Below are 23,950 nucleotides of genomic sequence, written 5' to 3'. Positions count from 1 at the left end.
AGATGTACCTCAATGGATTGGGGGGCATTGGGGATAAAGCCAGAGAGGGAAGATGAGTGAGGGGGACCAGATGGTTACAAATGAACTTAAAGTAGCCTTCACTCACATTCCGAAGACGGGTGGGAGAAGCTGGAAAAAACTTTTTAGGGAAAAGTTCCAGCGTTATAAAATAATGAACAGTGCCAACGCTTGGCAAACAAACATGCCACATGACACAGTTTTTGGGTACTACAATCTTTTTATCGGCCACTTTGGTTACGATCAAATCCCCCTGCCAAGAAGTTTCAAATATGTAACGATATTAAGAGAACCTGTGGCTAGGACTATTTCTCAATATAATCACTTCATAAATATGCCCTCCAACATGGAGGTCGCCGCAAAGATGCGGGAGGAAAAACCCTCTCTCATGGAATTTATTGATAATGAAGACCCAAACATCCTTTTCTGGGTAAATGCACAAACCGGATATATCTGTTCTAGTTTAGAGATGGTGGATGAAGAGGGGAAGTTGGTATATGATTTAAGGGATATGTTTTTCAGTGCGTGCCACAATATTTGCCAGAACTACGATTCTGTCGGCATCCTTGAAAGACCGGAAGATACGTTGAAACTGTTCCAACATCGGTACGGAATTGGTGGTGATCTTGACACCGTTGGCGTTACACCTAAAAAGTATAAGGTCGATGTAAGCAAGGAAGATTTAGAGATAATTAGAGATCAACTAGAACCAGATATTGCTTTATATAATTTAGCGGGGGAATTATTAAATGAAGCACTCTTCAAGGAAGGTTTGGATTAACGGGGAAATCCTTCCCGAGTCAGAAGCTCGTATTTCAATATACGATAGTGCATTTCAGTTTGGCGACACAATTTTTGAAATGTCAAGATCCTTCAATGGTGTCCAGTTTAAATTACGCGAACACCTTGAAAGACTACTTAGATCAGCTCGGTATGTTCACATCCCGATGTCAATGGGGATTGACGAGTTGACCCGGGCATGTGATGAAGTACAGGCAGCAAACCAGTTTGAACCCGATGACGAACACCGTTTGATGATTAATGTTACGAGGGGGTTATTGGGTATATATGGGGATGTTTCTGGGGGTCATGTTGGGACCAACGTGATTATCAGCGACTTCCCCTTGAGGTGGACCACAGCGGGTATGGGCAAACTCTTTGACACGGGCATTAACGCCGTGACCCCCTCCCAAAGAGCCATACCCGCTCACCTCCTTGACCCGAAGGTTAAGAACCGGAGTCGTCTTCATTATCAGATGGCTAATATTGAGGTGTCCAGATATCGGGGGGACAATAATTGGGCGCTGCTGCTTGATGAGGATGGGTTTGTCACTGAGGGGACTGGGGCTAATTTCTTTATTGTAAAAGATAGTGTTATAAAAACACCAGAACCGAGAAATATTTTAAGGGGGATTAGTAGAGATCGTATATTTGAGTTGTACCCCGTTGAAGAAACAAATATTGAGCCGTACGACGTTTACAATGCCGATGAATCTTTCTTTACAGGAACGCCATTTTGCATATTGCCAGTAACAAAATATAACGGCGTAGAGATAGGAGATGGAGATCCTGGGTGTTGGTTCCGTAAATTGGTAGATGTTTTCTGTAACGGCATAGACATCAAAGCCCAAATCCAAGCGTGGGACGAGGGTGCCAAAGAGGGGGTGTCGCCTTATGAGTTCAATGAACGGTCTAACCACAGTTAATATTGAACTAACGTCAAAGTGTAATAAGTCCTGCTGGATGTGTGGTCGCAGAAAGTTAGAGCGTGACCATCCCAAACTGGCGAGGGATTTTGGCAATATGCCCCTGAAACTGGTCAGGAAGATTACCAGCCAGATACCGTCAGGGATTCTGATCCAGTTTCACAACAACGGCGAACCCCTGATGTACCCCAACCTCGGGACTGCGTTAGCCTATTTCAACCAGAATATCAGGTGCCTGAACACGAACGGGAAACTCCTGCTTGAGAAGGCAGACGAAATCATCGGCAACCTCGACACTCTAACGGTGTCAGTAATTCCTAACGATCCAGAGGGGGACGAGCAATATGATATCGTCAAAAGTTTTGTTAAGAGAAAAAAATCTCGGCGACCTTACATGGTTTATCGACTACTTGGCGGGGTTGAACGGTCTGATAGATGGGAGGAACTGGAGGGCACTGTTGCGAGGCGTATTCTTCACGATCCGATGGGAAGTCGCAATTATGAAAAGACTGTTACGATCCCAGAACACGGTATCTGCCTTGACCTGCTTAGTCATCTTGCGATTGACAGATGGGGTAATGTTGCCCATTGCGTTCGCTTTGACCCTGAAGGCGAAGGACGATTGGGGAATATCAAGAGTAAATCGCTGGCTTCTATCTGGAAGTCTGTGAAGCGCAGGGAAATAATTGAGAGACACATCCAGGGCAGGCGGGATGAGGTTCCGCTGTGTTCCGGGTGTGACTATTGGGGAATACCGCGTGGGTGAATATCAGGAACCTGTAATAGTTCTGGGTCCGCCACGATCCGGTACAAGTGCTGTAGCGAGGGTGTTGCATGAGAATATGGGGATATTCATGGGGTTCGACCTCAAGAAATCCATAGACATTACGCCTGACGGCAGCTACGAGTCAGAAGAGATACACCGGATTAATTCACTACTAATTGAGGCACACTGTAACCATACGTATTGGGGCGAGGGGCTTGTCGCCTATACCAAAAGGATGTACGAATTGAAGTCTCCGTGGGGGTTGAAAGATCCCAAATTTGCCCATCCGATAGTCCTTGGTCCTCTTGTTACCTACTTCGCTGCTCCAGTTTTTGTGCGTTGCCATAGGACGCGAGAACAGACGGTGAAAAGTTGTACTGCTGCTTTCGGCACGAAAAAGTCCCAAGGTGAAAGCATGTACCACTTCAGGAATACTTCGATGGATAAAATTCTGCCAAACAATATGACTATTTTTATGGATATGTCTGAAAGAGCGACGGACACAGAGATAGAGGAAAGGATTAAGGCTGGTGGGGATAGTGTAGTGGCGTGGGATGTGGGATGAAGTATCCGAATCCAGTCATAGTTCTCGGATGTCCTCGTTCTGGGACGAGTGCTGTCGCTAGGGTTCTACATGAGAGGATGGGTATTTGTATGGGAAATGATTTTAAACCATACGATCCCATTACTCCAGACGGGCACTACGAAGAGAAGGTTATTTCAGACATACATCAACAGTTCACATATGGGGAGTTGGTATATACTGGTTGGCACAACGCCCTATCAGATTATACTAGAAAGCGACTAGAAGAGGGTGCGCCGTGGGGTTTCAAACAACCTAACAACTCGCTACCGCACATACTAGGGGCACTTATATGCTTCTATCCAGATCCTATTTGGGTGAGATGTTCAAGAAGCAAGAAACAAACGATCAAAAGCCTGGTCGAAAAATGTGGTCTGCCGGATACTGTAGCCGCAGAGGGAGTATATTACATAAATAATCAGGGTCCAGAGGTATTGCTCAAGGGGCGTAAAGTTGTATTTATGGAAATGTCCGAAAGACGGACGGATGAGGAAATACAGGGGAGACTTGAAAGCGCACTTAGGAGGTTAGGTTATGATCTGGAGAGGGGGAGCGAACGAGGAGAGGTTGTACCTGAATGACATGAACTTCACATTCAGTGGAGAGGATGTCCAGATAAGTAGGACTAACATGCCGGAAATGGCGGATCTGATAGCGCGACATCGTGCGAGATACCATCTTCCAGCCATGTTCATGCGACCCGGGATGAAGGTGTTGGACTTCCCGTGTGGGTCGGGTTACGCCGCAGACATTTTCAAACCGTTCGGTGTCAAGTATCGTGGGATGGACATTGACCCCGTAACAATTGAATACTGTCGCAGAAATAACCACGACCCGTTGGACAGGATGTTTAGTGTCGCAGACCTTGAGGATGCCTACCTTGGGGATCAGCAGTACGATGTTATTGCATGTATCGAGGGTCTGGAACATATCGCAGGTGCCCAACAGTTTAAGCTAATAACAGAATTCCTCACTGCCCTCAAGGACGGTGGTACTCTGGTTATCAGCACACCATTGACAGAGTCAGGCGGACCGAGCGATACTAATGAGTACCATCTATTTGAACTCACTGAGAGTAGGTTCAGACAACTCTTGGGTTTCTGGTTCAATGGTTATCAGATATTGAAGGTGAAGGACGTGAATCATCGAGGGGATGAAACGACATTCATGTATGGTATTTGCAGGAAGGAGGGGTGATGGATAATCGTCTTTACGTCACGTTACGATGCAATGGGCCACTTTGTACCCAAAGGTTCTTCGCCGGTGATGGGAAGAAAGAAACGACAAATGCGTATGTGAATATTCTGGAACATAAGATTGGTCAACCACTTGAAGACGGTTGGAAGTCTGTTAACGGAAGACCAACGTGTCCAAGATGTCAGGAGGGGAAAAATGGGGAAAGCAGATAATGATATTGTTGGTTACGCAGGTTGTGGTTGTGGATGTGGTGGGCTACTGGTCCTGAGAAAACGCCATTATTTCCCGTCGCATTTAGGACAATTTCCAAAATATATTAAGGGACATCAGCAATATGGCAACAAACGTGGTTGGAAGGGTGGCGAAATTAAAAACTCAAACGGCTATATTTTAGTTTATAGTCCTGACCATCCAGCCAGAAATGCCCAAGGCAGGGGATATGTTTTGAGGTCCAGATTGGTCATGGAAGAGTCTTTGGGGCGGTATTTGACTGAAGATGAGGTTGTTCATCATGTGAACGGTGTCATAGATGATGACAAACTGGAAAACTTGATGCTCATGCAAAAGTCAGAACATTTAAGTTTTCACCACAAACAGTCCGTAGCGAATATGGTTAGGGACAAATCCGGTAGATTTACCGGAAAAATGGAAGGGGGTGATGCTATATGCCTATCGAAGTAATTGCCGAGATAGGTATTTGACACATCAATCATAACGGAGATTTGGGGATAGCCAAAAAACTCATTGATGTGGCGTATGCGGCGGGTTGTGATTACGTAAAATTCCAGAAACGTACGGTTGACAAGGTGTACTCCAAGGAGGAACTTGACGCTCCAAGACAATCTCCGTGGGGCACGACGAACAGGGAACAGAAAGAGGGTCTTGAATTTAATTTCCAAGACTACGTCGCCATAAACGAATACTGCACCGGCAAGATCAAATGGTTCGCAAGTCCTTGGGATGTGGACAGTTTCCACTTTCTAATGGACTTAGGTGTGCCGATGATGAAGGTGCCGTCTGCTCTGATAACCGACACTGACATACTGAAGGCGTGTGTGGCGAATGAGATTCCAACCATACTCTCAACCGGTATGTCAACTGAGGATGAGATTTCGGCAGCGCAGGACTTGCTCCACCCGTTCGAATACTGCACGATGCACTGTACCTCCACCTATCCGACAGTGCCGGAAGAGATTAACGTGGGGTATATGAGGAACCTGAAGTACGCTTCGAAGATTGGCTTTTCGAATCACTACCCGGGACTCATGGCTATGTGCCTCGCAGTCGCCTACGGTGCTGAGATGATTGAGATGCACGTGACACTTGACCGGACGATGTACGGTAGCGATCAAGCCGCAAGCATCGAACCCGCTGGTGTGTTTGAATTAATGAGAAGGATTGAACTAATTGAGAAAATGATGGGAGATGGCCGGAAGGTCGTGTACGATTCCGAACTCCCAATAATCGAAAAACTTAGAACATGAGGTAGAATATGTACCCCCTCCAGTGTTACGGGAATATACCTAATCCATTAAGGGCAGGTAAACATGAGATTGTAGCAGTATCTGCAACGGTTGATAACGATGCGGCAGACTCAAGATTGACACTCATAGATGATAACACCATCCCAACCAATTCCAAAGTTGGAAAAATATATGATGGCACCTATGACTTGCAGGGTGCGGTTATAGACATAAATGGCGTGGGTGGTGTGGATGGAACCTTGACGTGGACTGCCCCGGGTGGTCATGCCATAAAAACTCGGCACGGTCTGTCAATTATGAACTCGACCAACTTAGTAGCAAATTCCATAAAAGTCTATGTGAGGTAAGCCATGGCAATTGTCACACAGCAGACAGGGCAATTCAGTGGATATACCCTGACTGAGTTGAGGGCACTTGTCTTGAAAAACCTACGTGCCACTAATACTGTCCGGTACTCCCCGACCGGGGGGGCGGCAGATTACGATTGGGTGGACGACGCCCTGAACAGGGGACAGGAAGACTTCGTTCGTGAAACTCTCTGCCTGGCTACATATGCTATAGTCGAGATGAAGGCGAACTATCGGACGTACAGACTCCCCTGGAATTTCCTCGACCTTGAGGCAGCGTACTTCTTCAAATCCTCCTACACCTACGGCTACGAGCAGTTGGTTATCACAACCCACAATGAGTTAAACTATCAGTATGGGGATTGGAGAACTGCGACCGGGAACCCGAAGCAGTTGTACGTTGACAGGACGTATGGCAATATCGGTATGTTCGGTCTAACTCCAATACCTGATACTGACGGTGGTGAGATATCATTTGACTCAGAATATGGGCAGGTGGTCCAGTGGGTGTGTCCCACGTTCACGTTCGCAAGCGAGTATGGTGTCATAATCCGCATGACTGATACGGATGAGTTTGTGATGAATGTCGATACCGGCGTCGTGGCTCAAGCCGAAGAAATGGATGGCAACGTTTTCCTAGAGTACTACAGGTTCCCCGAAGAATTGATTGTGCCGACCGAAGGGTTGGGGGTAACTGGCGCTCAATACCCTGAAATACCAAGAGAATACCAGAAAGCGCTAGTGTACTATGCCACCGCTGACCTGTTGGCGAGTAACCCGGAGGACTCCGCTGAGTATAAGAGGGCACCGGGATATCACAAGAGATTCCTCGGAGAGATTGAAACGTACAAGAGGAAGAGGAAGAAAAACTTTGATGGTCAAAGGCCAATGAGGAGGGCTGCGGTCTGGAACTGGATGACTAACATGCCACACCAGAAGAGCCTCCCATGAGCAGAGAACCAATAACGTTCGATAAGGGGATTAATCTCAAGAAGGGTCCACTGTTCCTTGGAGAAGATGAGTTGATATCATGTTCGGGGTGGGATTTCAGGACTGCTGGACAACTCTCCGCAAGGCCATCGAGGAACCAACTCTACTCCATCGACACGGATTCTGACAGCACCGTCCACGGATTTCAGGTCTACGATGATTCCCTCTACGCCGCCTCTAAAGCCTACTGCCTCGGGGATCAGGCGTATTTCAATTACATATATCATAGACTTACGACAGGAACCTCATGGACTAATGTAGGTCTGATGGGTGGAAACGCAAAACCCAGATGGGCCAACTACCTTGGGTTCACCTTCGCAGTTGATGGTGGAGCCAATCAGAAGGCGTTCCTTGACGATGAGGATTACACGTGGGGGGTTGAAAACCCAACCGCAGCACCAGAGGTTGTCGTAGGAGCAGCGGAAGTAGGTGGGCCTGACGGAACGTACTACTGCTACGTTACTTTCTACGTCATATTCCCGAACGGTCACGCCTACGAGACTGGCGCGTCTAGCGTTGGGACTGTTGAACCTTCGGAAAATGCGGTGGAGTGGTCTGGTATTCCGACCTGCGGGTATGCTGGTGATGGTCTTGACATTAGACGGAGGTTGTATCGGTCTGTTTCAGGGATTAACTACCTCGTTAAAGAGTTGATGGACAACACGACAACGACATTCTCAGATGTTACTACCGACGCCACTCTCCAGGCATCCTCCACCCTGGCATCCTCACAGAGTTACCCCGTCCCGGGCGACTTCGTTGACGTTGCAGTCTACATCCAGAGGATATTCGGTATTAAAGGGGAAAAACTGTATTGGACGGAAACCTACGCCCCCTTCAGTTACCTCGCTGGTAATAACGCCACAGTCTCAACAGATGGTGAAGACTTGGTGGCATGTGTCGAGTGGGGAGATCAACTCTACATCGCCACAACCAGGGAGTGGAAGAGACTTCAGGGTAACGACCCTGACACTTGGGCGTTGAAGTACACGTTCGCCGATAATGGCGTTATTAACCGGTACACAGTAGAAAAGACCAAGTACGGCATCCTGGGCCTGTGGTATGACGGTATCTACCTGTTTGATGGGGTGTTCAATAAGAATATTACGGAGAAGTACCTCGGCACAGAGTTCTTCACTGACCTCGATGACCTGACGGTCTGTTTCTCAGAGTATGATGGGGACAGGTACTACTTCTACTACGCCTCAAGCAGTACGACAGTCGATAAGTGCCTGGTCCTCGACATGAACGCATGGCCAGAGATGGTGTTCTTCCACGATGACTTCATAGCTGACGCACACAAATATGACAGAGACAACGGTACAAGATACTTGACGAAGAGTGGTTACGAATACTACGAGTCCGGCACTGAAACCATCTCCACCACACTCCAGACTGGTGACAGGGTGTTCAAGGAAGCCCTGAAGAAGAAGAATCTGGAATACCTGTATTACGATATAGACACGGGTGGCGCTGACGTTGTGGTGACATTCTACGTTGACGGGACGGCGGACTCAACCACCATGACATTGAACACAACCTCCAGGGAGAGGAAGAGGTCCACACATCTCCATTTGATGGAGGGTTACAGACACTCGATAAAGATTACATGCTCTGACTCAGAAGATGTCGTGATATATGCTCCCTGGGCGCTTGAAGCATCAGCGGTTGGTGATTAATGGCTAATGTACCCTACCCCCTGTCGGGGGAGACTATAGCAGACCTTAGAAGGCAGGTTGGTGAACTGATACGTGAACTGTATGAGGAGCGTATCGGTGGTGCCGCGCTCGGGGACGTGTTCTCCATCACGGGGGATGTTCTGACCCTTGAGTTAGCATCGTCTTCCGGCTTGACTAAATCGGGGAACGATCTCGCACTTGACCCGACATCTGATGGTGGTTTGCAAGTAACTTCTAGTGGCGCGTCAATTAAGAACCTATCCACTGGCGGGTTGGAGTCAGATGCTTCTGGCGAACAAATCAAACTTGATGGGGTGTCCCTTTCGCTGAGTGCTTCTGGCTTGAAGGTTTCCACAAGAACAGTTGGGAATGGTGGCACCACCGCTGACAGACCGGCTACGCCAATCCAATTTGAGCATTATTTTGATACAGATCTTGGTTACAGAATTGATTATGATGGAAGTAATTGGGTAAATGCTTCAGGAGCGATAGTCTAATGAAGAAAATCAAAAGTTCTCTCATAATATTTTGGTGGATTTTTATCTTCCCAATGGTAGCTTTCTGTGCTTGGCCTGTTTTAGATGGAATTTTAATAGGCACAGGTGTAGACCAAGACGAAGACATTGTTGAGGTCAATGTTACCGGAACCCCAAAGATATTTTGGGATGAAAGCGAAGATCAGTTTTCCTTGAATAAAGGTTTGGATATTACAGGAGGAAATGTTGACATAAAAGCTGGCACGCTCAATGTTGGTGTTAGTGGTGCTGGTCAAGATGTATCTATATGGGGGACAACGGTTGGTTATCCAGGCGCGTTTTGGGATGCCAGTTCAAATAGGCTAACTATTTCTGATTACTCAGGCAGTTTTCCTAACCAGATACGGGAGTTTCTTTCTGTAATATCAGTTATGGATGACAATTCATTAAACACTAGGGCGATGGACTGTCAAATTTATGCAGACTCCTCAGACGGTGCCGTTTCTGCAACAAGTCAAGGCGCATTTAACTCGCATGTGTACTTTTATGGTGATAATGCTTTTACAGGAGTAGCCTTGGGCGGTCATCGGTCAGGAAGAATGCATTGGGAGCATAGAGGAAATGGAACCATAAGTAGCGTATCTGCGTTGACTCTTGCTGGTGAGTCGCAAGCTGGAAAAACTGGAACTATAACTCTTGCAAAATCTCTTAATATAGAGCCAATGAATGCCGTTAACTCTACAATTACTGAGGCTATACAAGCACACATCCAACAAGTAACTATAACTATTGGTTATAATACATTAGATAAAGCAACCCTGTTAGAATTAGAAGCGCAAACTGCCGCCACTGACAATTGGGCCATAATGTCAAAAGGAGGAAAAAGTGCGCACGCTGGCGATTTTAGTATTGGTAAGGTTACGGCTCCTGCTACTGCACTAGATGTGGAGGGTGATGCTCAAATTGGAGATGGGACAAATCAAGTAAATATTGCATCTGATGGTGAAATTACGCTATCAGGAACAGCTAGAGTCGTAAAGGAAGCAAAGGTTAATATTGTTAGTCTTGCCCCTGGTGCAAGTGGCGCGAATCAAACAAGCCTTGGTACATATGCTGGGTGGGCTTTTGGCATTAATGATGATATGCTTACAGAGTTTGAAATACCTTTTGATTGGGATTCTTCAACAGCTATAGAGCTTAAAGTGTATTGGGCCATAGATGAAGCTTACGGAGACGCACCTAATGGAGAAATTCAATGGGAAATAAACTGGTCTGCATGTCCTACAGGTGCAACCGAGGCTATTGATGCGCCAACACACACAGGCACAATCGACTTCGGGGATCAAAACCTTCCCGCCACGGCAAAATATCTCACAAAGACATCTGGTGGTACAATTGCAAGCGCCTCGTTAACTGCTGGTGATTTAATAGGTTTCCAAGTAAAAAGAGTTGCACTTGACGGAGGCACTAACCCAACGGCAGAACCTATAGCATTTCATATAGAGGTTGAATACACATCAAATAAACTCGGTGAAGCAACATAGTAAGGAGAATTATGAAAAAATACATTCTACTATTACTGCTTATCCCATTTCTCATAGCGGGAAAGCCACTTGACACCAGAATCGTTGATTCAGCAAAATTAGTCCGGGTAGAATTTCTGATAAACCGCGATGTTTCCGAAGAGTGCGAAGATACTTGCTATCGGACGGAGGCATCCCTTTCCTATCGACTTCTTGACTCGGGCGGGGGTACTTTAAGAATTAAAAAGTCAGGTTATGTTTTGTCGGAATCTAAAAATCCATTGACGCAACTTCAGGTTATGAAGTTGTTCGCAACATACGCAAAATCGCTAGAAACGAAAATTAATGCTGACATTAAGGGTTATACTGGCACCGATCTATTGGTAGCGGTAGAATGAGAATTGAGAGAGCCACAGATATGGCAGAGATACAGAGGTGTGTCCCCTTTGAGCAGAAGATTCGTGACAAGGGGAGGGACGACACCAAGATATCTGACATGCTGTACTCTATTAAGTTCCTCATTAGTAACCCACAGTTTGGTTTCTGGATAGCGTACGACGATAGGGGGGAGGTCATTGGCTACTTCTCTGCATTAATAACAATTTTTCCCGGAGCCAAAAGGTTAAATCTATTGAGAATATACGCTAAACAGCGTGAAGTATTTGAAGCGTTTGAGAAGGTTGGAGGGGAATTTGCTAAAGAATGGGGCGTCAAGATTATCGCCATGATAGCCAAGGGGCACATTAAGGCTTTCAGGCGGAGACACGGTTTTAAAGTTGTTTCGGTAAATATGGAAAAGGAGTTGTAGCATATGGCGGCACGTCCACCAGGGAAGGGTGAAAGAACCTATGAGAGACAGTGGCAACACAGTCCCATGTTACAGGAAGATAGGGATTGGGAGGGAAAATTAATCGGGTGGGGTGAAAAGTATAACATACTTTCGAAGGTTGGCCGGGAGGGAGTCGGTGCGAGTTGGTTCCCAAGTCTGGAGGACCGGATGGAGAACTCTCCCTACTTAACCGAAAAACAGGCTCAATGGTTGTTCCAAGATTTCCAGGGAGTAAAAGGTGGCGGCACTAGGGGAAGGCCCGGTGGACGACCAATTTTTAATTGGTTTGCAAGGGAAATATCTCCTGGCGTGTTGTATAATCCAGAAGGGGCTGCGGGGCAGAAGTGGGTTTGGAAAGACGTCTGGAATCGGTGGCAGGAGGATGCATACCTGAAACAGCAGTCAGAATATAACCGAAAGGTGAAGGAAATAGCGGGGTATGGGGCGGCGAGGAAGTCCGCAGCGGGGAGAGGGTTCGGTCCCGGGTCTGGGATTTACGGAAACGTATTGAAGGGTCTGCCCGGTGGTGATGAGATGTACTATAAGAAAGCGCGTGAGCTTGGGGAAGATGAGGGCGGGATACCTGAAATGGCGATGGCGCTCAAGGATATTTTGAATAAAATACCGGGGGATATTTTTCCCGGAAATGAGAGTGACCTATTTTAAGGAGGTAACAACAATGGCACCGTGGGCAATGCCGATTGCTATGGTATTAGGATCTGCCGCATCTGTGTGGAGTAATGAGCGCCAGATGGACAAGCAAGAGAAAGCGCAGAAAGATGCGGAGACATTTTACAAACAACAGTCAAAACCTGACCCGGAACTTATGGCAGCGACTGCTGCAAAACGTAGGGGAGAGTTGTCTGGAGCTTACCAAGGCGCAAAAAGTCAAATTATTAATAGACTAGGGACAAGTGGTTTTGGATTGTCGGGGGACACAATAGCCGGTAGGACGGCAGAACTTGACCGCGCCTACGTCGGTGCCCTTGGGGAGGCAGACACCGCCGACAAGATTTTCAGGAACACACCATTCTTCGCTCCTCCCGGTGCCGCCTACCCGTCATCTGCCGGTCCCGGTGGAGTGGGGACTCTTGGCGCAATGGGTGAAATGATGACAGGTTATGGATTAGCAAGACAGTTCGGAGAAGGGGATGTGTTTTCGAATCTGTTTGGTGGTGGTGAACCAACTGGAATGCCCGGGTCTGGGGTGAGGGCAGGTCTTGCACCTAACGCAATGGGGACCTATCAAACAATTGGTATGCCTGACTTTGGCATACAATAGAAGGTAATATGGGAACTAGAGAAAATATCATAGCCGGTGCCAATATGTATTTCCGGGCGCAGGGTGTAAAGCAGGACAAGGCCAACGCCATGCTTAACCAGATATTGAGGCAGCAGGGGTTGGATTTGCAGCAAGAGGGGGTTAATGCCCAGAAAGAAAAACTCCTTAGAACTCCAACTAGAGAGGAAAAACTTACAGACGCGGCGGCGTTGGCAGACTATAAGGAGAGCCTAAGACGTGGTGGGCAACCGTTTGAACCTTGGAAATTACCAGACGGCACAGTCCAAAACATCCAGAGGGGCCAACGCCCCCCGAAAGGTGCCGTACCAATTAAGCAAAAGGGCATCCAGCTTGGTTTTGACGCAGATGGAAAAATAAAAAATCTCTCTATCGGCGGGTCTAGCATGGGGGGAATGGAGAAAAAAGTCAAGGGTGCTATAGAGACAAAACTATATGCCGTGAAAGAGCAGCGGTCACGGGTTGGCGAAATTATGGGCAACTACAAGAGAGAGTGGTTGGAGTGGCCAACAAGATTGGGGGGGTCGTGGGATTCTGTAAAAGAAAAGATGGGGAAAAAATTACCAAAAGAAAAAGTAGAACGATTGTCAAAAATGCAAACCTTTAGGTCGAGTGCAGCAGAGAATCTTAATTTATATGTGAAAGAAATCACAGGTGCCCAAATGTCGAATGTCGAGGTCAAGAGATTAAGACTGGTCCCTCCAGACGCCGGTGATGGAATTTTTGATGGGGATTCACCAACACAATTCGAGGCAAAAGCAGACAGAATAACGTTGGCGGGAAGAGCAGCAGAAGCAAGATTCACCTATTATTTAAAAAAAGGACTGGAACCCGAAGACATTGTTCGGTTAATTAATTCCAACCAAGCTATAAAACTAGAAGAGATTATGGAATATATCAAATGAATGCACTAGAAGAAATAGCGCAGTATGATCCAGCTAGGGCAGAACAGGCTCCACCCCAAAATAATACAAGCGTGCTAAAGGAAATAGCACAGTTTGATCCTGCAAAGCGTGATGAAACCGCGAGGGCATCATTCACTCCGATAACAAGGGAAGAGTTGGACCCTGAAACTTGGTCCGAAGCTATCAGGTCAGGTTTCCATAATATTCCAAAGGATTCAGTCGGGATTGCTGGGAATATTATAGACTCTATCGTGAACTACAAGCAAACTGCACGGGGTCTTGGAGGATTGGTGCAGGGTGCAGCACAGAAGGGGATGCCGGGTGTCCAACCACAGGAGCAGTATGTAGACGCTCTCGTAAAGAAATATAAGGAAGAGTACGGTTCCATCGAGGGGTTCAAGAAGAAGTTGGCTCAACACCCCGTAGAGTTTCTGACTGACTTGGCGACCGTCACATTCCCAGTCACTAGGGCACTTGAGCCACTGAATGTTGCGGGGAAAATATCAAAGGCACCCTTTAGATTAGTCCCGGAAAAGATTCCCATTAGGCAGTATCAGAAAGTCGTTAAGTTTAGCTCAAAGTTAAGTCCGGCAGACCAAATTAGGGTCACGAAGACAGCACTTAAATTTGGGATTGCACCAACGATTGGTGGGCTTAAAAAACTTCGTTCGATGATAGACGGTTACAATACTCGCATAGCTAAATTGATAAATGACTCCGTAGAAAGTGGCACAAAGCTAAATGTGTCAAAGATTTATCATGGCCTTGAAGACATGAAAAATCAAATGAAAAGGCTTACTGCAAAACCAACAGAAGTGGATAAAGCTTTTGCCAGCATGAGAAAAGAATGGCAGGAAGCGTTTCGAGTCGGGATTTACAGAACACCAATGGAGATGCAAAAAATAAAACAAAAGATTTACACGGACCTTGCAACACATTATGAAAAAGTAAAGTCATCTCCTGCCAATGTAGCACTACAAAAACGTGTGGCGAGAAACACTAAGGAAATGTTACAGGATATCATACCTGAAATCAAAACTCTCAACAAGAATGAGGGTGCCCTAATAGACCTGTGGGATGCGCTAGAAACAAAGGCGATGACGCTTTCAAATCGTGATGTGATTTCATTCGGACTGTCAGTAAAGATGGGTATCGGCTCTGGTGTGGGTTACTGGATGGGTGGACCGACGGGTGGAAAAATCGGTGGAGTGCTAGGCTTAGCACTTGGCATCTACGATACACCAGTAATCAAGGCCCATTTAGCCCTTCTCATCAATAGAATGAGACAGAAGGGGTACAAAATTAACGCCAAAACAACCTTCGCAAGACTAGGGATTTCGCAGACAGGTCAGGCGGCTAAAGAGTGGAAAGAAGGTTGGTCAGACGAACGGAAACCCAAAAAACCAACATCACCAGTAATGCCAGAAGGATAGAATGTGGGAACAATAACCAAAGGATTTATCGGTAGAGAGGATCTAGCCAGATGGACGGGTAGCACCACCTACACGTATGACAGGGGTACATCCACGGGTAGCACTCAGGCTCTAACCAGAATGGGTAATGTGGTTGACGCCGTAATGTTTGGTGACGGCACGACACGTACCCAGCTTGTACTTCAGAATGCCATTAACGAGAGTTCCGAGGAACGTGTGATAGAGTTGAGTCACGGTTCATGGGTGATTACGACCAGTATGACCATCCCGTCATATGTGACGTTGAGCATCCCGAGGGGTGCCGTGTTGACCGTGAATGGGGGAACGTTCACTATATCGGGTAGTATTTTGGCTGGTGACTATCAGATATTCGCCGGTGTGGGTGACGTAGTGTTCAGCACAGCAAGAGAAGTCTACGCAGGGTGGTGGCCCGACTGGACAACTGCTGCCGGAGTCGCATGGACTAATGCTATAGCATCTATCAGCGCAGTTGGTGGGACGGTCAGACTTCCGGGTGGTGCAGCTACCTCCACAACATGCGTTGATATGACATCACTACAGGGATATTATTGGGAAGTGGTGGGAGAAAGTAATAGCACCAAAATAACGTTTGCTGTAGCTACTCATGGCATAGATTGCTCGGGGAGTAATCATATTACATTTAAAGATTTTACTGTAATCGGTGATACGACAACCACACCGCAAACAGGATTCTTTTTCGCTAGAGATGCAGCGTTGAACGGCTTATTCCATTATTTTTATAACATTATCTTTAGCGGTGCGTTTTCAAAAGCGAACGTTTACTCATATGCCGCAGAGGAGTGCAGATATTATAATTGCTACTTTAATAATTCCGAAGATGATTCATGTAATTTTTGGTCAACGCACGACAACAAAGAAGGGTTAAGCAGTCCCAATATCACAATCGTTACGGGGGATCAATCCAATTCAGACAATCAGTTCTTCGGTTGCACATTTAAGCACTCAGGATCAAAAAACGCTGGAGAGGTTGACAATATAATACTGCGAGGTGCATTAAACATTAATATGTATGGGTCATTTTTCATATGCACACAACAAAACGCGAGGTCATATATATATGTTGACAACGATGAAGCATCGGCGGCATGTAACTTTATAAATATTGACGGCTTCCGTGGTGAAATCTATGGGACTAAAAGACCTGATTATGGTGTGCTTTTCGGAGACACTACAACATGCACCCACTGGAGCATCAGAAACGGTTACTGGAATCCGGCGACATACGCCCTGTCCACCCCCGCTGGGCTAACGATTCAACAATTAGATTTTGAGCATAACAGTTGTGGAGGATTGGGGATTGATGTCGGTACGCTTACTCTCTCCAATATCAGAGAGTTCACGAAGGTGTTGATAGACACCTTAACAGCAAGCAATCTTTATTGGAACAGCGCTTACGCCGGGAACAGTGTGACAACGAGTACAGAATCAATAAAACATTGCTCTAGCACCGGCAAAATTACGATAGATGCTAATCTCGACATTGATGGTGACATTGTTGGCGATGGATTGGGGTCAATAGATGGGATGACAAGCACTGTTGAACACCACACAGCAGGAGACACCCTATCTCTCACTGAGTCGGGTTCAACTCATTCAAACCAGGGTGCAGGTGGCGCTATCATATTTAATTTACCAGAGGCGTCTACTTGTAGGGGGGCAGAGTTTACGTTTGTAGTTTTAACTGCTGAATTCCTGAATATTAATCCCGATGATGCCGACAGGATATATGGGTTAACCAATGCGAATGGTGATTCCATACAGAGCGCTGGACTTGGGAACTCCATAACATTAAGGGCTGTTACAGATTCATATTGGGTTGTAACCGGCTCTAGCAACACCAACGCAGTGGCCGATGCGTGGGTTGACAATAACTAAAAAGTGGGTGTATTTATACTAACGGGAATATAAATGGGCACAATAACAAAAGGATTAATCGGTAAAGAAGACCTCGCCATACAGGTGACTGAGGGCTATCCGACTGAGACATTTGACAGGACAAGTTCTGCGGGTGGGACTAACACAATCACCAAGTCACCCAACATATACAAATACCTGCCGGGGGAGGTTAATGCGAGGTATTATGGGGACAATACTACGAGTCATGCCACACTTTCAGCGGCAATCACGGCGCAGGGTTCTAATACTAGGACAATAGTTTTAGAGCCTGGGACTTGGACGTTGACGAGTGCGCTGACTATCCCTTCGAATATTATTCTCAAACCACTACCCGGTGCTGTGCTGGACAGGGTGACGTTTAACCTGACAATCAACAAGCTAGCCCCGACAGGACCGTTCTACTGGATTGATGATACGGACTCTGGGACTTTCGCGCTTAGTGCAGCGGCCACTGACTGGGTTTACGCAGAATGGTTTGGGGTCAACACCACCCCTGGCACCACGGATATGACAGACGCCATAACATCGGCAATAAATACGAACAGGCACGTTAGACTTTTAGACACCAAATATGGTCACACTGGGGGGTTGTCTGTAAATAATTTCGGGCAGATATTTGAAGGTAGTGGGAAGAACGATACCATATCATCTGATGTATCTGGCACTAGGTTGGTTAAGCTGTCTGGGACGACTGACGACCTCACCCAAACTGGAGACTACAGCATTGTCAGAAATCTCACGATAGATAATAATTCCCTGGGGGGGGATGGACTCTACGTGACGAGCCACTATTCGACAACCTCTAATATCAATATAGTCAATCAAGGTGCAACTGGATATTCCCTACACTCATATAGCGGAAATATAGCCAACTTCGACAGCATATCCGGCTACAATATGAAGGTTGACACAACATTATATTCAAACTTCAGACACATCTGGATGGTGGGCGGGATAGGTGGATATGTTCTCCACGTCACGGCATGCGAAAAGTTGACATTTGATTTTTTTGGGTTTGAAAACTCGCTGGATGACGTATCAATTTACGTAGACACATCATACAATGTGGACTTTAACGGAGTAAAGTTTGAAAGCCTAACTAAATATACCGATGCCTTGATAAAGGTGATGACAGCGTGCAGGGGTATTAACTTCAAAGGTGTTGCACTCGGGGATACTGGCGACCAAGATCAAGAACTATTTATCTTAGATGGGTGTTTCGATATTTCAATTAGGGATTTAGATATCAAAGATAATGCGGCGGCGGCAGTAACCGCAGGGCGAAACATGGTTGTCTTAAAGGACACACCAAGAGGTATCATAATTGAGAATGTCTGGATAAAGGTGCAAAATACATTCAATTTTATCACGGCGTCTGGCACGGTTGGCAATAATGTTTATATCTCCAATGTGGTCTACCAAACGGGTATTGGTACGAATGTTTGGGATACAAACAGGGTGACATCAATAAATAGCAATCTCCTGCAAACATTCGGGGCCACAGGTGACGCATACATATTTATAAACAACAGTGGAAATGTTAATACCAATAATCTGTCTTCAGGCGATTCAATCACCCTCATACATTGCAACAATTTCACCGATGCAGGGGGCATCGCCTGTAAGATACAGCAGGGTTTAATCTCCAGCTATCAGACGGTGGCTTCTCACGCTTCACTAAGCGCCCTACCAAATGTCGGGGATGTATTCTATGTGACTGGTACAGTCAATATAACATCTATAGGCCCAGTGAGGGCGGGGAGAGAGATGACCCTACTTTTCGCCGGGATACTAGATGTCACACACGGCAATAACTTGGTTTTAGCCGGTGCCGCAAATTTTACTACAGCGGCAGGCTCAACAATCAGGCTATTGTGCAATGGCACAAACTGGTATGAAGTATCAAGAAGCACTAATTCATAGGAGACTAAATGCCAAACGGAAATGGTGTGACGTGGCAACAGATGGTAGTGATTCTCAGCATAATAGCCCTAATGATAACCTGCGGCGGTATCGTGGCGGGTAAGGCGAGCAAGACGGACGTTATCAGGGTGGAAGAGAGGTGCAATAGCAGATTGATGCTGTCTGAAAACAATGTCAAGACACATATTGACCGTTTGGAACGAAAACAGGACAAGATGTATGACCTTCTCTTAAAGATTGAGCAAAACGGTAACTCACCGAAATCACAGGAGAAACCGAAGCCGTAGGATCAACGACAATCGTAAAACTCAGTGGAAGGCGACCCTTACTATGGATAAATCGCACATTATTAAGGTTCCGAGAGGTACTGTGGTCAAATGTGAGGGTCACGCCATGCAGTTGGTGGAATCAATCTACATTCGTGGGTGTGATGTAGACGATGAGACACAATTTGAGGTGATGGACTATGAGCCTACAGATAAAAAACCTTCAGGTAGCCGGTGAGTGCTTCCTGGTTCCGTGGAGTCCGATACTTTTCGAAGTCTATTCTGACTGGTGCAAAATTGTCAATAATCCTGTCATAACGAGCGGGTTCAGACGGGACGGTTCCATGCACAGTTTTCTACCACTGAGGTCTTTTGATGGCAGCAGTAAAAAATACGATGCGCCTGAAGTTATTGAGGAAGCCATGAACGACCGGTGGGAATATGACCCGACAAGACCTGGGAAGTATGACGTGTGCCTGTGGCATGAGAACCGGGACACACCGGGCTGTCACTTCCACTTTCAGGTTTGCGAGAACACTAGGAGGCGGAGATGAAATTACCAGAGATCGGTGACACCATAACAGTCGAGTGGGGGTTCGCAAATGTGTAGGGTAATTGCCTTCCTGTTTATTGGCCTTGTGATGCTGACTGGAGTTTGCCACGGTGCCGAGGTTACCTTAAAATGGAATCCGGTAGTCAATGCCCAAGAGTACACGGTCTATTGGGGTCATGCCACGGGCGAATACAACCCCGGCATACCGGTAGGGGACGTGCAAACTTACACAGTGCCCCTAGATAGCGGGGTATATTATTTTACCGTAACGGCATCAAATCAGTATGGAGAGTCTGGCTATGCGGATGAGGTTTCATGCGCTATCCTTGACAAACCCACTATTGTAACCATTGGGTTTAGTCCATAACGGTTTAAGCTGTGCTGCGGGGCGGTAAATCACCACCACAATTACGACATACTGGGTGGTATTTTGAAGGGATAGGAACTTTACACTCGCACTCATTAGCCCCGTCAGACTCAAGCGCAGGGTTATGAGGCGCATGTGGTTCAGTGTGAGGGCTATAAACCCAGTCCCCCCCTGAATCTTCAATTATTTCCAGATAGCTTACATCCCAAGGTCGTGATCTTAAACTATAACGTTTTCCATTCTGTGGTATGTCACTCACGCTTAGCCTCATAACGGTTAAGAATGACCGGCTATTGTGCAAACACCGTCTTCATTGTGATTACAATCCCAATTATCCTCATGTGGACAACCGCACTTTATATCCTGTCCGGTCGATTCTTGGGTTAGAGGGGCATCTTCCAGGGGACACCAAGAGGGGATTATCGTACCACCACTATCAGGTTTTATATCCTTCCATAGTTTTGTGCATACTGCTGACACCTCATCGAAGAAGGTACAACTTTCACAATAATTTATTTTAAGTAATTTCACCTCGTCCCTCTAACGTTGCTGGTCAGGCGCGGGGATAATCCTCAAATATCTCCCCGCAGTGGATACACTTGTTTTTATAATACCAATGTTGACAACGAGCTGGGTTATGAGGCGCAGTTGGTAAAGGACACCAACCGGGGATCTCTTGAAAGTAATTTGTTTTTATTATCCGCCTGTCTTCCAAAAAACACCCTTTCTCATTGCCAACCTCAACACTGGAATGCTTACACTCATGGCAGTTATGTATAACCATTAATCTGTCCATATTCTTTGCCTCATAACGGTTAGCGTCAGCCGCCAGCAACGGTAGTGTTCTGCCGGTCGGACTGGACGCTTGGGTTATTTGCAACCTACATCGTGAGCATCGACACCACCACAGCATTTATTTGCCACAGCATAGAAAGACGGCCCACCATCTTCTGACTTACCAATCTGGGCTACCACCAGTTTAATAGATTTCTCCCTGTCCCCTTTGGACTTGTCTGCCCTGTATAGTCGCAGAGCTTTTCTTGCCCCTGCCTGAAAACCAGACTTGTATCCCTCACCCCAAGTACTCATTTTTCTGCCTCCTAACGATTGCCGGTTAGCCGCAGTGTCTTCCTGTCGGCTACACTGGCGGGTTATACAGTACGTAAGTTTCCTCGAATATTCCCTTGTCGCAAACATATAATTCCCCACGAACACCGCGCATTAAATAATCACCTTCTTTACCTTGAAAGTCGCCCTCTAATGATTCCACCCAAAAGGTCTGATTAATTTGTTGCGCCTGAACCGGTAGCGGCTTTTTTGTATATAGCCTCGCACGATTCAACGCCTTCTCGCTAATTTTGATACCATTCATTCCAAACCTCCCACTGTATAACGGTTAGAGCTAAGTGGTGGGAGGGGTCCCACAACACCCGCAAATGTTTCCGTCTTTATGCCACCCCTCACAGTGGCTACAACTATCAAGATATCCCCGAGCATCCACTTCAGCGATGGGTTCGGTTTCGTTGAGGATTTCCCTCCGAACTTGTATTGCTATTTCGTTGATATGGGCTAAGACTATTCGCCTGTCTTCCTCGAAAGAGTCCCAATAATGATCCTCTGCTTTCGCCAAAAACCTTGTTAGCGCATCTCCCATTGTTGTTTCAACCTCCGAGAAACCGAACAATGATTATCCCGCGATTTGTCTATATAGCGTCCGAAATCGGGTGATATATAGAAAAATCATACCTCACCCCTCCCACGGAACCGCCCTTGTAGGAACGCGCCTTTTATGTCCGCGTGGTTTGCTCACGCCGTCAACATGGCTATTCCCATTCAATTGACTTCCCAACGCCGCCCAATATCTCAATAAGTCTCTTCCTGCCCGCCGCCAACTCTTCAGGCGACAGTAAATCACACTCACACTTGCCATTTATGAACTGTGCCCTGCACTTGTCGCATATCTTCTGAGTTTTACCCTGCTTTTTAGACGGTTCACGTCCAAAAGAACCGGTTGTTTCGTTCACATATCTGTCAAAATTACCCGGTCTGAACAGGGTTTCAGGGTTAAGATTCCTCGGATTTTTGATAAAGAAATCATCTTGCATCTTAGTCTCTATCACCTTCACACAATCATCGTAAGTTCTACCACTTTTAATACGGGCAAGTATGAAGCTATAGTTTTCATACCCTGACCCCTTGCGCTCATTCAGGTAGGCTAGAACCTTCTTGGCTACCTTAACCTGTGAGTTTAGTGGTATTGCCATTGATTTCTCACTTCTGAATATCGGCCACTGCATTATTTAGTCCTCCAGCTTTCCACCTCAGCTCTCAGCTCATCTCTGTCTGATTGCAGGTCAAGTAGGCGCGACCTCAGTATGGTGAACGTCCTCTCCACGGCAGTAAGCCGCTCCCTGATCCACTCTTCCCTAGTTTTACCAGCAGTGAATGCCTGTTGCCCCAACTCTTCGAAGTCTATCATTTTGCAGTCCACCTACCGGCCTTTTTGATGGTATCAGTAGCCGCGTCCAAAGCCCTCTGGTAGACGGCTACCCTCTCCCCTCTGTCATTAACTGGGGCATAGGTTTCGATTACTTTAACTATCTGCTTCAACCCTTCTATTTTCTTATCAAATCCTGACAGTGGCATCGTCATTCTCCTTATATCGCACAACATAAGAAACAAAATCCCGCGCATCAGCAGCAAACGAGAAACTTGTTGAGGCTTGGGCAATTTTATGGCTAAACTGCACATCAATAATTTCGTGGGTTTCCAAAAACCCATTAACCCTTTTCGTGAAGGCGAAAAGAGATGGTTTGCGATATTTGTCCGTATCTTCGCTTGATGGATAGTTAAAAACAAGAAACTTAGTCCCGGTTGGCATCGTTATTCTCCTCCTCAATCCGCCTAGCCATCCTCTCAATACGCCTAGCTCGATAGAGCCTGTCACCATACAGGGAACCGTAGAGGTAGCTCCACTGTTCCACTGTGACATCATCAAAACTGACGGGTGGGAAGTGGTCGGCTATATTGTATTCAAGCATTGTCATCGGATACTCCAAGTTAACACTTCTGTTAATCTCCTATGCCCAACCATTCTCATCCCACCACTTCTCCAGGGCTGTCTTCCTTCTAGGCGGCGGTTTCTTCCACAACTCACCCTTACGTGTCCAAACCTTCTTGCATCTAGGGCATCTCAGGTGTGTGTCCACCCCCGCCTCAGTAAGTATCGGATAGGGGAAGCCTAGACTGCATTCAGGGCAGGGTGATCCTTTAGCCAACATTCTTCTTCTGTGAAATGGTCACAGCCTCTTCCTTCAGTTCATCGAACAGGATGTGGGCACAACTAACCAACTTCCCGTCAATCTTCTGCTTCATGTCAGAATCATTGGCGAGACTCCCGGCATGTTTCACGATTAACTTCTCCAAAGCCTTGACATACGCCTTCCGATTATCATCTGCTGATGTCCACATAGGTTACTCCTATAAAATTATTTGCGGGTGGGGTATCTTCGCAGTCCTCAGTTCACCTAACAACCGCCCGTCAAGACGTTTCGGTCCATGCCAAATAAATGCTTCGTCACCTGAGCTTGCTTGCCGCATTACCCTCCTGGCGCTCAACCTTTCGGTTGGGAGGATGCTCTCACGTGTCTCCCGGGACACTAGCTAG

The 23,950-nt window shown here is 46.6% G+C and carries 31 protein-coding genes; 23 read left to right on the top strand and 8 right to left on the bottom strand.

Annotated elements, in window-relative coordinates; translation table 11 throughout:
• Window positions 1–70 precede the first annotated feature (70 nt).
• The 23 genes from GY843_RS11375 (at window position 71) to GY843_RS11265 (ending at window position 19,601) form a co-directional block, all read left to right on the top strand.
• A complete protein-coding gene (locus tag GY843_RS11375; protein ID WP_297309654.1) occupies window positions 71–799 on the top strand; it encodes a sulfotransferase family 2 domain-containing protein in 729 nt (242 codons plus the stop codon).
• A complete protein-coding gene (locus GY843_RS11370; RefSeq protein ID WP_297309652.1) occupies window positions 768–1,724 on the top strand; it encodes an aminotransferase class IV in 957 nt (318 codons plus the stop codon). Before GY843_RS11375 ends, GY843_RS11370 begins: the two co-directional genes overlap by 32 nt.
• Window positions 1,693–2,490 (top strand): radical SAM/SPASM domain-containing protein, encoded by a 798-nt coding sequence (locus GY843_RS11365; protein WP_297309651.1) that lies wholly within the window; start codon window positions 1,693–1,695, stop codon window positions 2,488–2,490. The genes GY843_RS11370 and GY843_RS11365 overlap by 32 nt, the downstream gene beginning before the upstream one ends.
• Window positions 2,483–3,055 (top strand): hypothetical protein, encoded by a 573-nt coding sequence (locus GY843_RS11360; protein WP_297309648.1) that lies wholly within the window; start codon window positions 2,483–2,485, stop codon window positions 3,053–3,055. Before GY843_RS11365 ends, GY843_RS11360 begins: the two co-directional genes overlap by 8 nt.
• 89 nt (window positions 3,056–3,144) lie before the next feature.
• Complete coding sequence (locus GY843_RS11355; protein ID WP_297309647.1) at window positions 3,145–3,654, top strand: hypothetical protein; 510 nt, start codon at window positions 3,145–3,147, stop codon at window positions 3,652–3,654.
• On the top strand, window positions 3,608–4,270 hold the full coding sequence (locus tag GY843_RS11350; RefSeq protein ID WP_297309645.1) for a class I SAM-dependent methyltransferase: 663 nt from the start codon (window positions 3,608–3,610) through the stop codon (window positions 4,268–4,270). The genes GY843_RS11355 and GY843_RS11350 overlap by 47 nt, the downstream gene beginning before the upstream one ends.
• 195 nt (window positions 4,271–4,465) lie before the next feature.
• Entirely contained in the window at window positions 4,466–4,951 is a 486-nt protein-coding gene (locus tag GY843_RS11345; protein WP_297309643.1) for an HNH endonuclease, read from the top strand.
• A gap of 41 nt (window positions 4,952–4,992) precedes the next feature.
• Window positions 4,993–5,754 (top strand): N-acetylneuraminate synthase family protein, encoded by a 762-nt coding sequence (locus GY843_RS11340; protein WP_297309642.1) that lies wholly within the window; start codon window positions 4,993–4,995, stop codon window positions 5,752–5,754.
• An 8-nt stretch (window positions 5,755–5,762) separates the two neighbouring features.
• Complete coding sequence (locus GY843_RS11335) at window positions 5,763–6,101, top strand: hypothetical protein (protein ID WP_297309640.1); 339 nt, start codon at window positions 5,763–5,765, stop codon at window positions 6,099–6,101.
• 3 nt (window positions 6,102–6,104) lie between these two features.
• The gene (locus GY843_RS11330) at window positions 6,105–7,052 is read left to right on the top strand and encodes a hypothetical protein (RefSeq protein WP_297309638.1); all 948 of its coding nucleotides are present in this window, start codon (window positions 6,105–6,107) and stop codon (window positions 7,050–7,052) included.
• Window positions 7,049–8,770 (top strand): hypothetical protein, encoded by a 1,722-nt coding sequence (locus tag GY843_RS11325; protein ID WP_297309635.1) that lies wholly within the window; start codon window positions 7,049–7,051, stop codon window positions 8,768–8,770. The genes GY843_RS11330 and GY843_RS11325 overlap by 4 nt, the downstream gene beginning before the upstream one ends.
• Complete coding sequence (locus tag GY843_RS11320; RefSeq protein WP_297309633.1) at window positions 8,770–9,267, top strand: hypothetical protein; 498 nt, start codon at window positions 8,770–8,772, stop codon at window positions 9,265–9,267. The genes GY843_RS11325 and GY843_RS11320 overlap by 1 nt, the downstream gene beginning before the upstream one ends.
• Window positions 9,267–10,790: a hypothetical protein gene (locus GY843_RS11315; protein ID WP_297309631.1), complete on the top strand. Its 1,524-nt coding sequence runs from the start codon at window positions 9,267–9,269 to the stop codon at window positions 10,788–10,790. The genes GY843_RS11320 and GY843_RS11315 overlap by 1 nt, the downstream gene beginning before the upstream one ends.
• 11 nt (window positions 10,791–10,801) lie before the next feature.
• Complete coding sequence (locus tag GY843_RS11310) at window positions 10,802–11,167, top strand: hypothetical protein (RefSeq protein WP_297309629.1); 366 nt, start codon at window positions 10,802–10,804, stop codon at window positions 11,165–11,167.
• Complete coding sequence (locus GY843_RS11305) at window positions 11,164–11,577, top strand: hypothetical protein (RefSeq protein ID WP_297309627.1); 414 nt, start codon at window positions 11,164–11,166, stop codon at window positions 11,575–11,577. Before GY843_RS11310 ends, GY843_RS11305 begins: the two co-directional genes overlap by 4 nt.
• Window positions 11,578–11,580: 3 nt before the next feature.
• The gene (locus GY843_RS11300) at window positions 11,581–12,264 is read left to right on the top strand and encodes a hypothetical protein (protein WP_297309625.1); all 684 of its coding nucleotides are present in this window, start codon (window positions 11,581–11,583) and stop codon (window positions 12,262–12,264) included.
• A gap of 13 nt (window positions 12,265–12,277) precedes the next feature.
• Complete coding sequence (locus GY843_RS11295) at window positions 12,278–12,880, top strand: hypothetical protein (RefSeq protein WP_297309623.1); 603 nt, start codon at window positions 12,278–12,280, stop codon at window positions 12,878–12,880.
• An 8-nt stretch (window positions 12,881–12,888) separates the two neighbouring features.
• Window positions 12,889–13,803, top strand: coding sequence for a hypothetical protein (locus GY843_RS11290; RefSeq protein ID WP_297309621.1), 915 nt, complete (start codon window positions 12,889–12,891; stop codon window positions 13,801–13,803).
• Window positions 13,800–15,236 (top strand): hypothetical protein, encoded by a 1,437-nt coding sequence (locus GY843_RS11285; protein WP_297309619.1) that lies wholly within the window; start codon window positions 13,800–13,802, stop codon window positions 15,234–15,236. The genes GY843_RS11290 and GY843_RS11285 overlap by 4 nt, the downstream gene beginning before the upstream one ends.
• Before the next feature lie 3 nt (window positions 15,237–15,239).
• Window positions 15,240–17,153 carry a hypothetical protein gene (locus GY843_RS11280; RefSeq protein WP_297309617.1) on the top strand — a complete coding sequence of 638 codons (1,914 nt, stop codon included), beginning with the start codon at window positions 15,240–15,242 and terminating at the stop codon, window positions 17,151–17,153.
• A 33-nt stretch (window positions 17,154–17,186) separates the two neighbouring features.
• On the top strand, window positions 17,187–19,097 hold the full coding sequence (locus GY843_RS11275) for a hypothetical protein (protein WP_297309615.1): 1,911 nt from the start codon (window positions 17,187–17,189) through the stop codon (window positions 19,095–19,097).
• A gap of 8 nt (window positions 19,098–19,105) precedes the next feature.
• A complete protein-coding gene (locus tag GY843_RS11270) occupies window positions 19,106–19,384 on the top strand; it encodes a hypothetical protein (protein WP_297309613.1) in 279 nt (92 codons plus the stop codon).
• A 43-nt stretch (window positions 19,385–19,427) separates the two neighbouring features.
• Window positions 19,428–19,601, top strand: coding sequence for a hypothetical protein (locus GY843_RS11265; RefSeq protein WP_297309611.1), 174 nt, complete (start codon window positions 19,428–19,430; stop codon window positions 19,599–19,601).
• Window positions 19,602–21,153: 1,552 nt separating this feature from the next.
• Here the strand turns inward: GY843_RS11265 and GY843_RS11260 are convergent.
• The 8 genes from GY843_RS11260 to GY843_RS11225 form a co-directional block, all read right to left on the bottom strand.
• The gene (locus GY843_RS11260) at window positions 21,154–21,372 is read right to left on the bottom strand and encodes a hypothetical protein (RefSeq protein WP_297309609.1); all 219 of its coding nucleotides are present in this window, start codon (window positions 21,370–21,372) and stop codon (window positions 21,154–21,156) included.
• Between the two features lie 49 nt (window positions 21,373–21,421).
• Window positions 21,422–21,655 carry a hypothetical protein gene (locus GY843_RS11255; RefSeq protein WP_297309607.1) on the bottom strand — a complete coding sequence of 78 codons (234 nt, stop codon included), beginning with the start codon at window positions 21,653–21,655 and terminating at the stop codon, window positions 21,422–21,424.
• A 451-nt stretch (window positions 21,656–22,106) separates the two neighbouring features.
• Complete coding sequence (locus tag GY843_RS11250; protein ID WP_297309605.1) at window positions 22,107–22,580, bottom strand: conserved phage C-terminal domain-containing protein; 474 nt, start codon at window positions 22,578–22,580, stop codon at window positions 22,107–22,109.
• Entirely contained in the window at window positions 22,580–22,762 is a 183-nt protein-coding gene (locus tag GY843_RS11245) for a hypothetical protein (protein ID WP_297309603.1), read from the bottom strand. The genes GY843_RS11250 and GY843_RS11245 overlap by 1 nt, the downstream gene beginning before the upstream one ends.
• The gene (locus tag GY843_RS11240; RefSeq protein WP_297309601.1) at window positions 22,759–22,929 is read right to left on the bottom strand and encodes a hypothetical protein; all 171 of its coding nucleotides are present in this window, start codon (window positions 22,927–22,929) and stop codon (window positions 22,759–22,761) included. The genes GY843_RS11245 and GY843_RS11240 overlap by 4 nt, the downstream gene beginning before the upstream one ends.
• The gene (locus tag GY843_RS11235) at window positions 22,910–23,164 is read right to left on the bottom strand and encodes a hypothetical protein (RefSeq protein ID WP_297309598.1); all 255 of its coding nucleotides are present in this window, start codon (window positions 23,162–23,164) and stop codon (window positions 22,910–22,912) included. The genes GY843_RS11240 and GY843_RS11235 overlap by 20 nt, the downstream gene beginning before the upstream one ends.
• Window positions 23,148–23,330: a hypothetical protein gene (locus GY843_RS11230; RefSeq protein WP_297309596.1), complete on the bottom strand. Its 183-nt coding sequence runs from the start codon at window positions 23,328–23,330 to the stop codon at window positions 23,148–23,150. The genes GY843_RS11235 and GY843_RS11230 overlap by 17 nt, the downstream gene beginning before the upstream one ends.
• 223 nt (window positions 23,331–23,553) lie before the next feature.
• Window positions 23,554–23,754 (bottom strand): hypothetical protein, encoded by a 201-nt coding sequence (locus GY843_RS11225; protein ID WP_297309594.1) that lies wholly within the window; start codon window positions 23,752–23,754, stop codon window positions 23,554–23,556.
• Window positions 23,755–23,950: the final 196 nt, after the last annotated feature.

This window comes from Neptuniibacter sp., from assembly GCF_024231755.1.
Lineage (GTDB): Bacteria > Pseudomonadota > Gammaproteobacteria > Pseudomonadales > Balneatricaceae > Neptuniibacter.
This window is presented reverse-complemented; position numbering and strand designations above follow the sequence as displayed.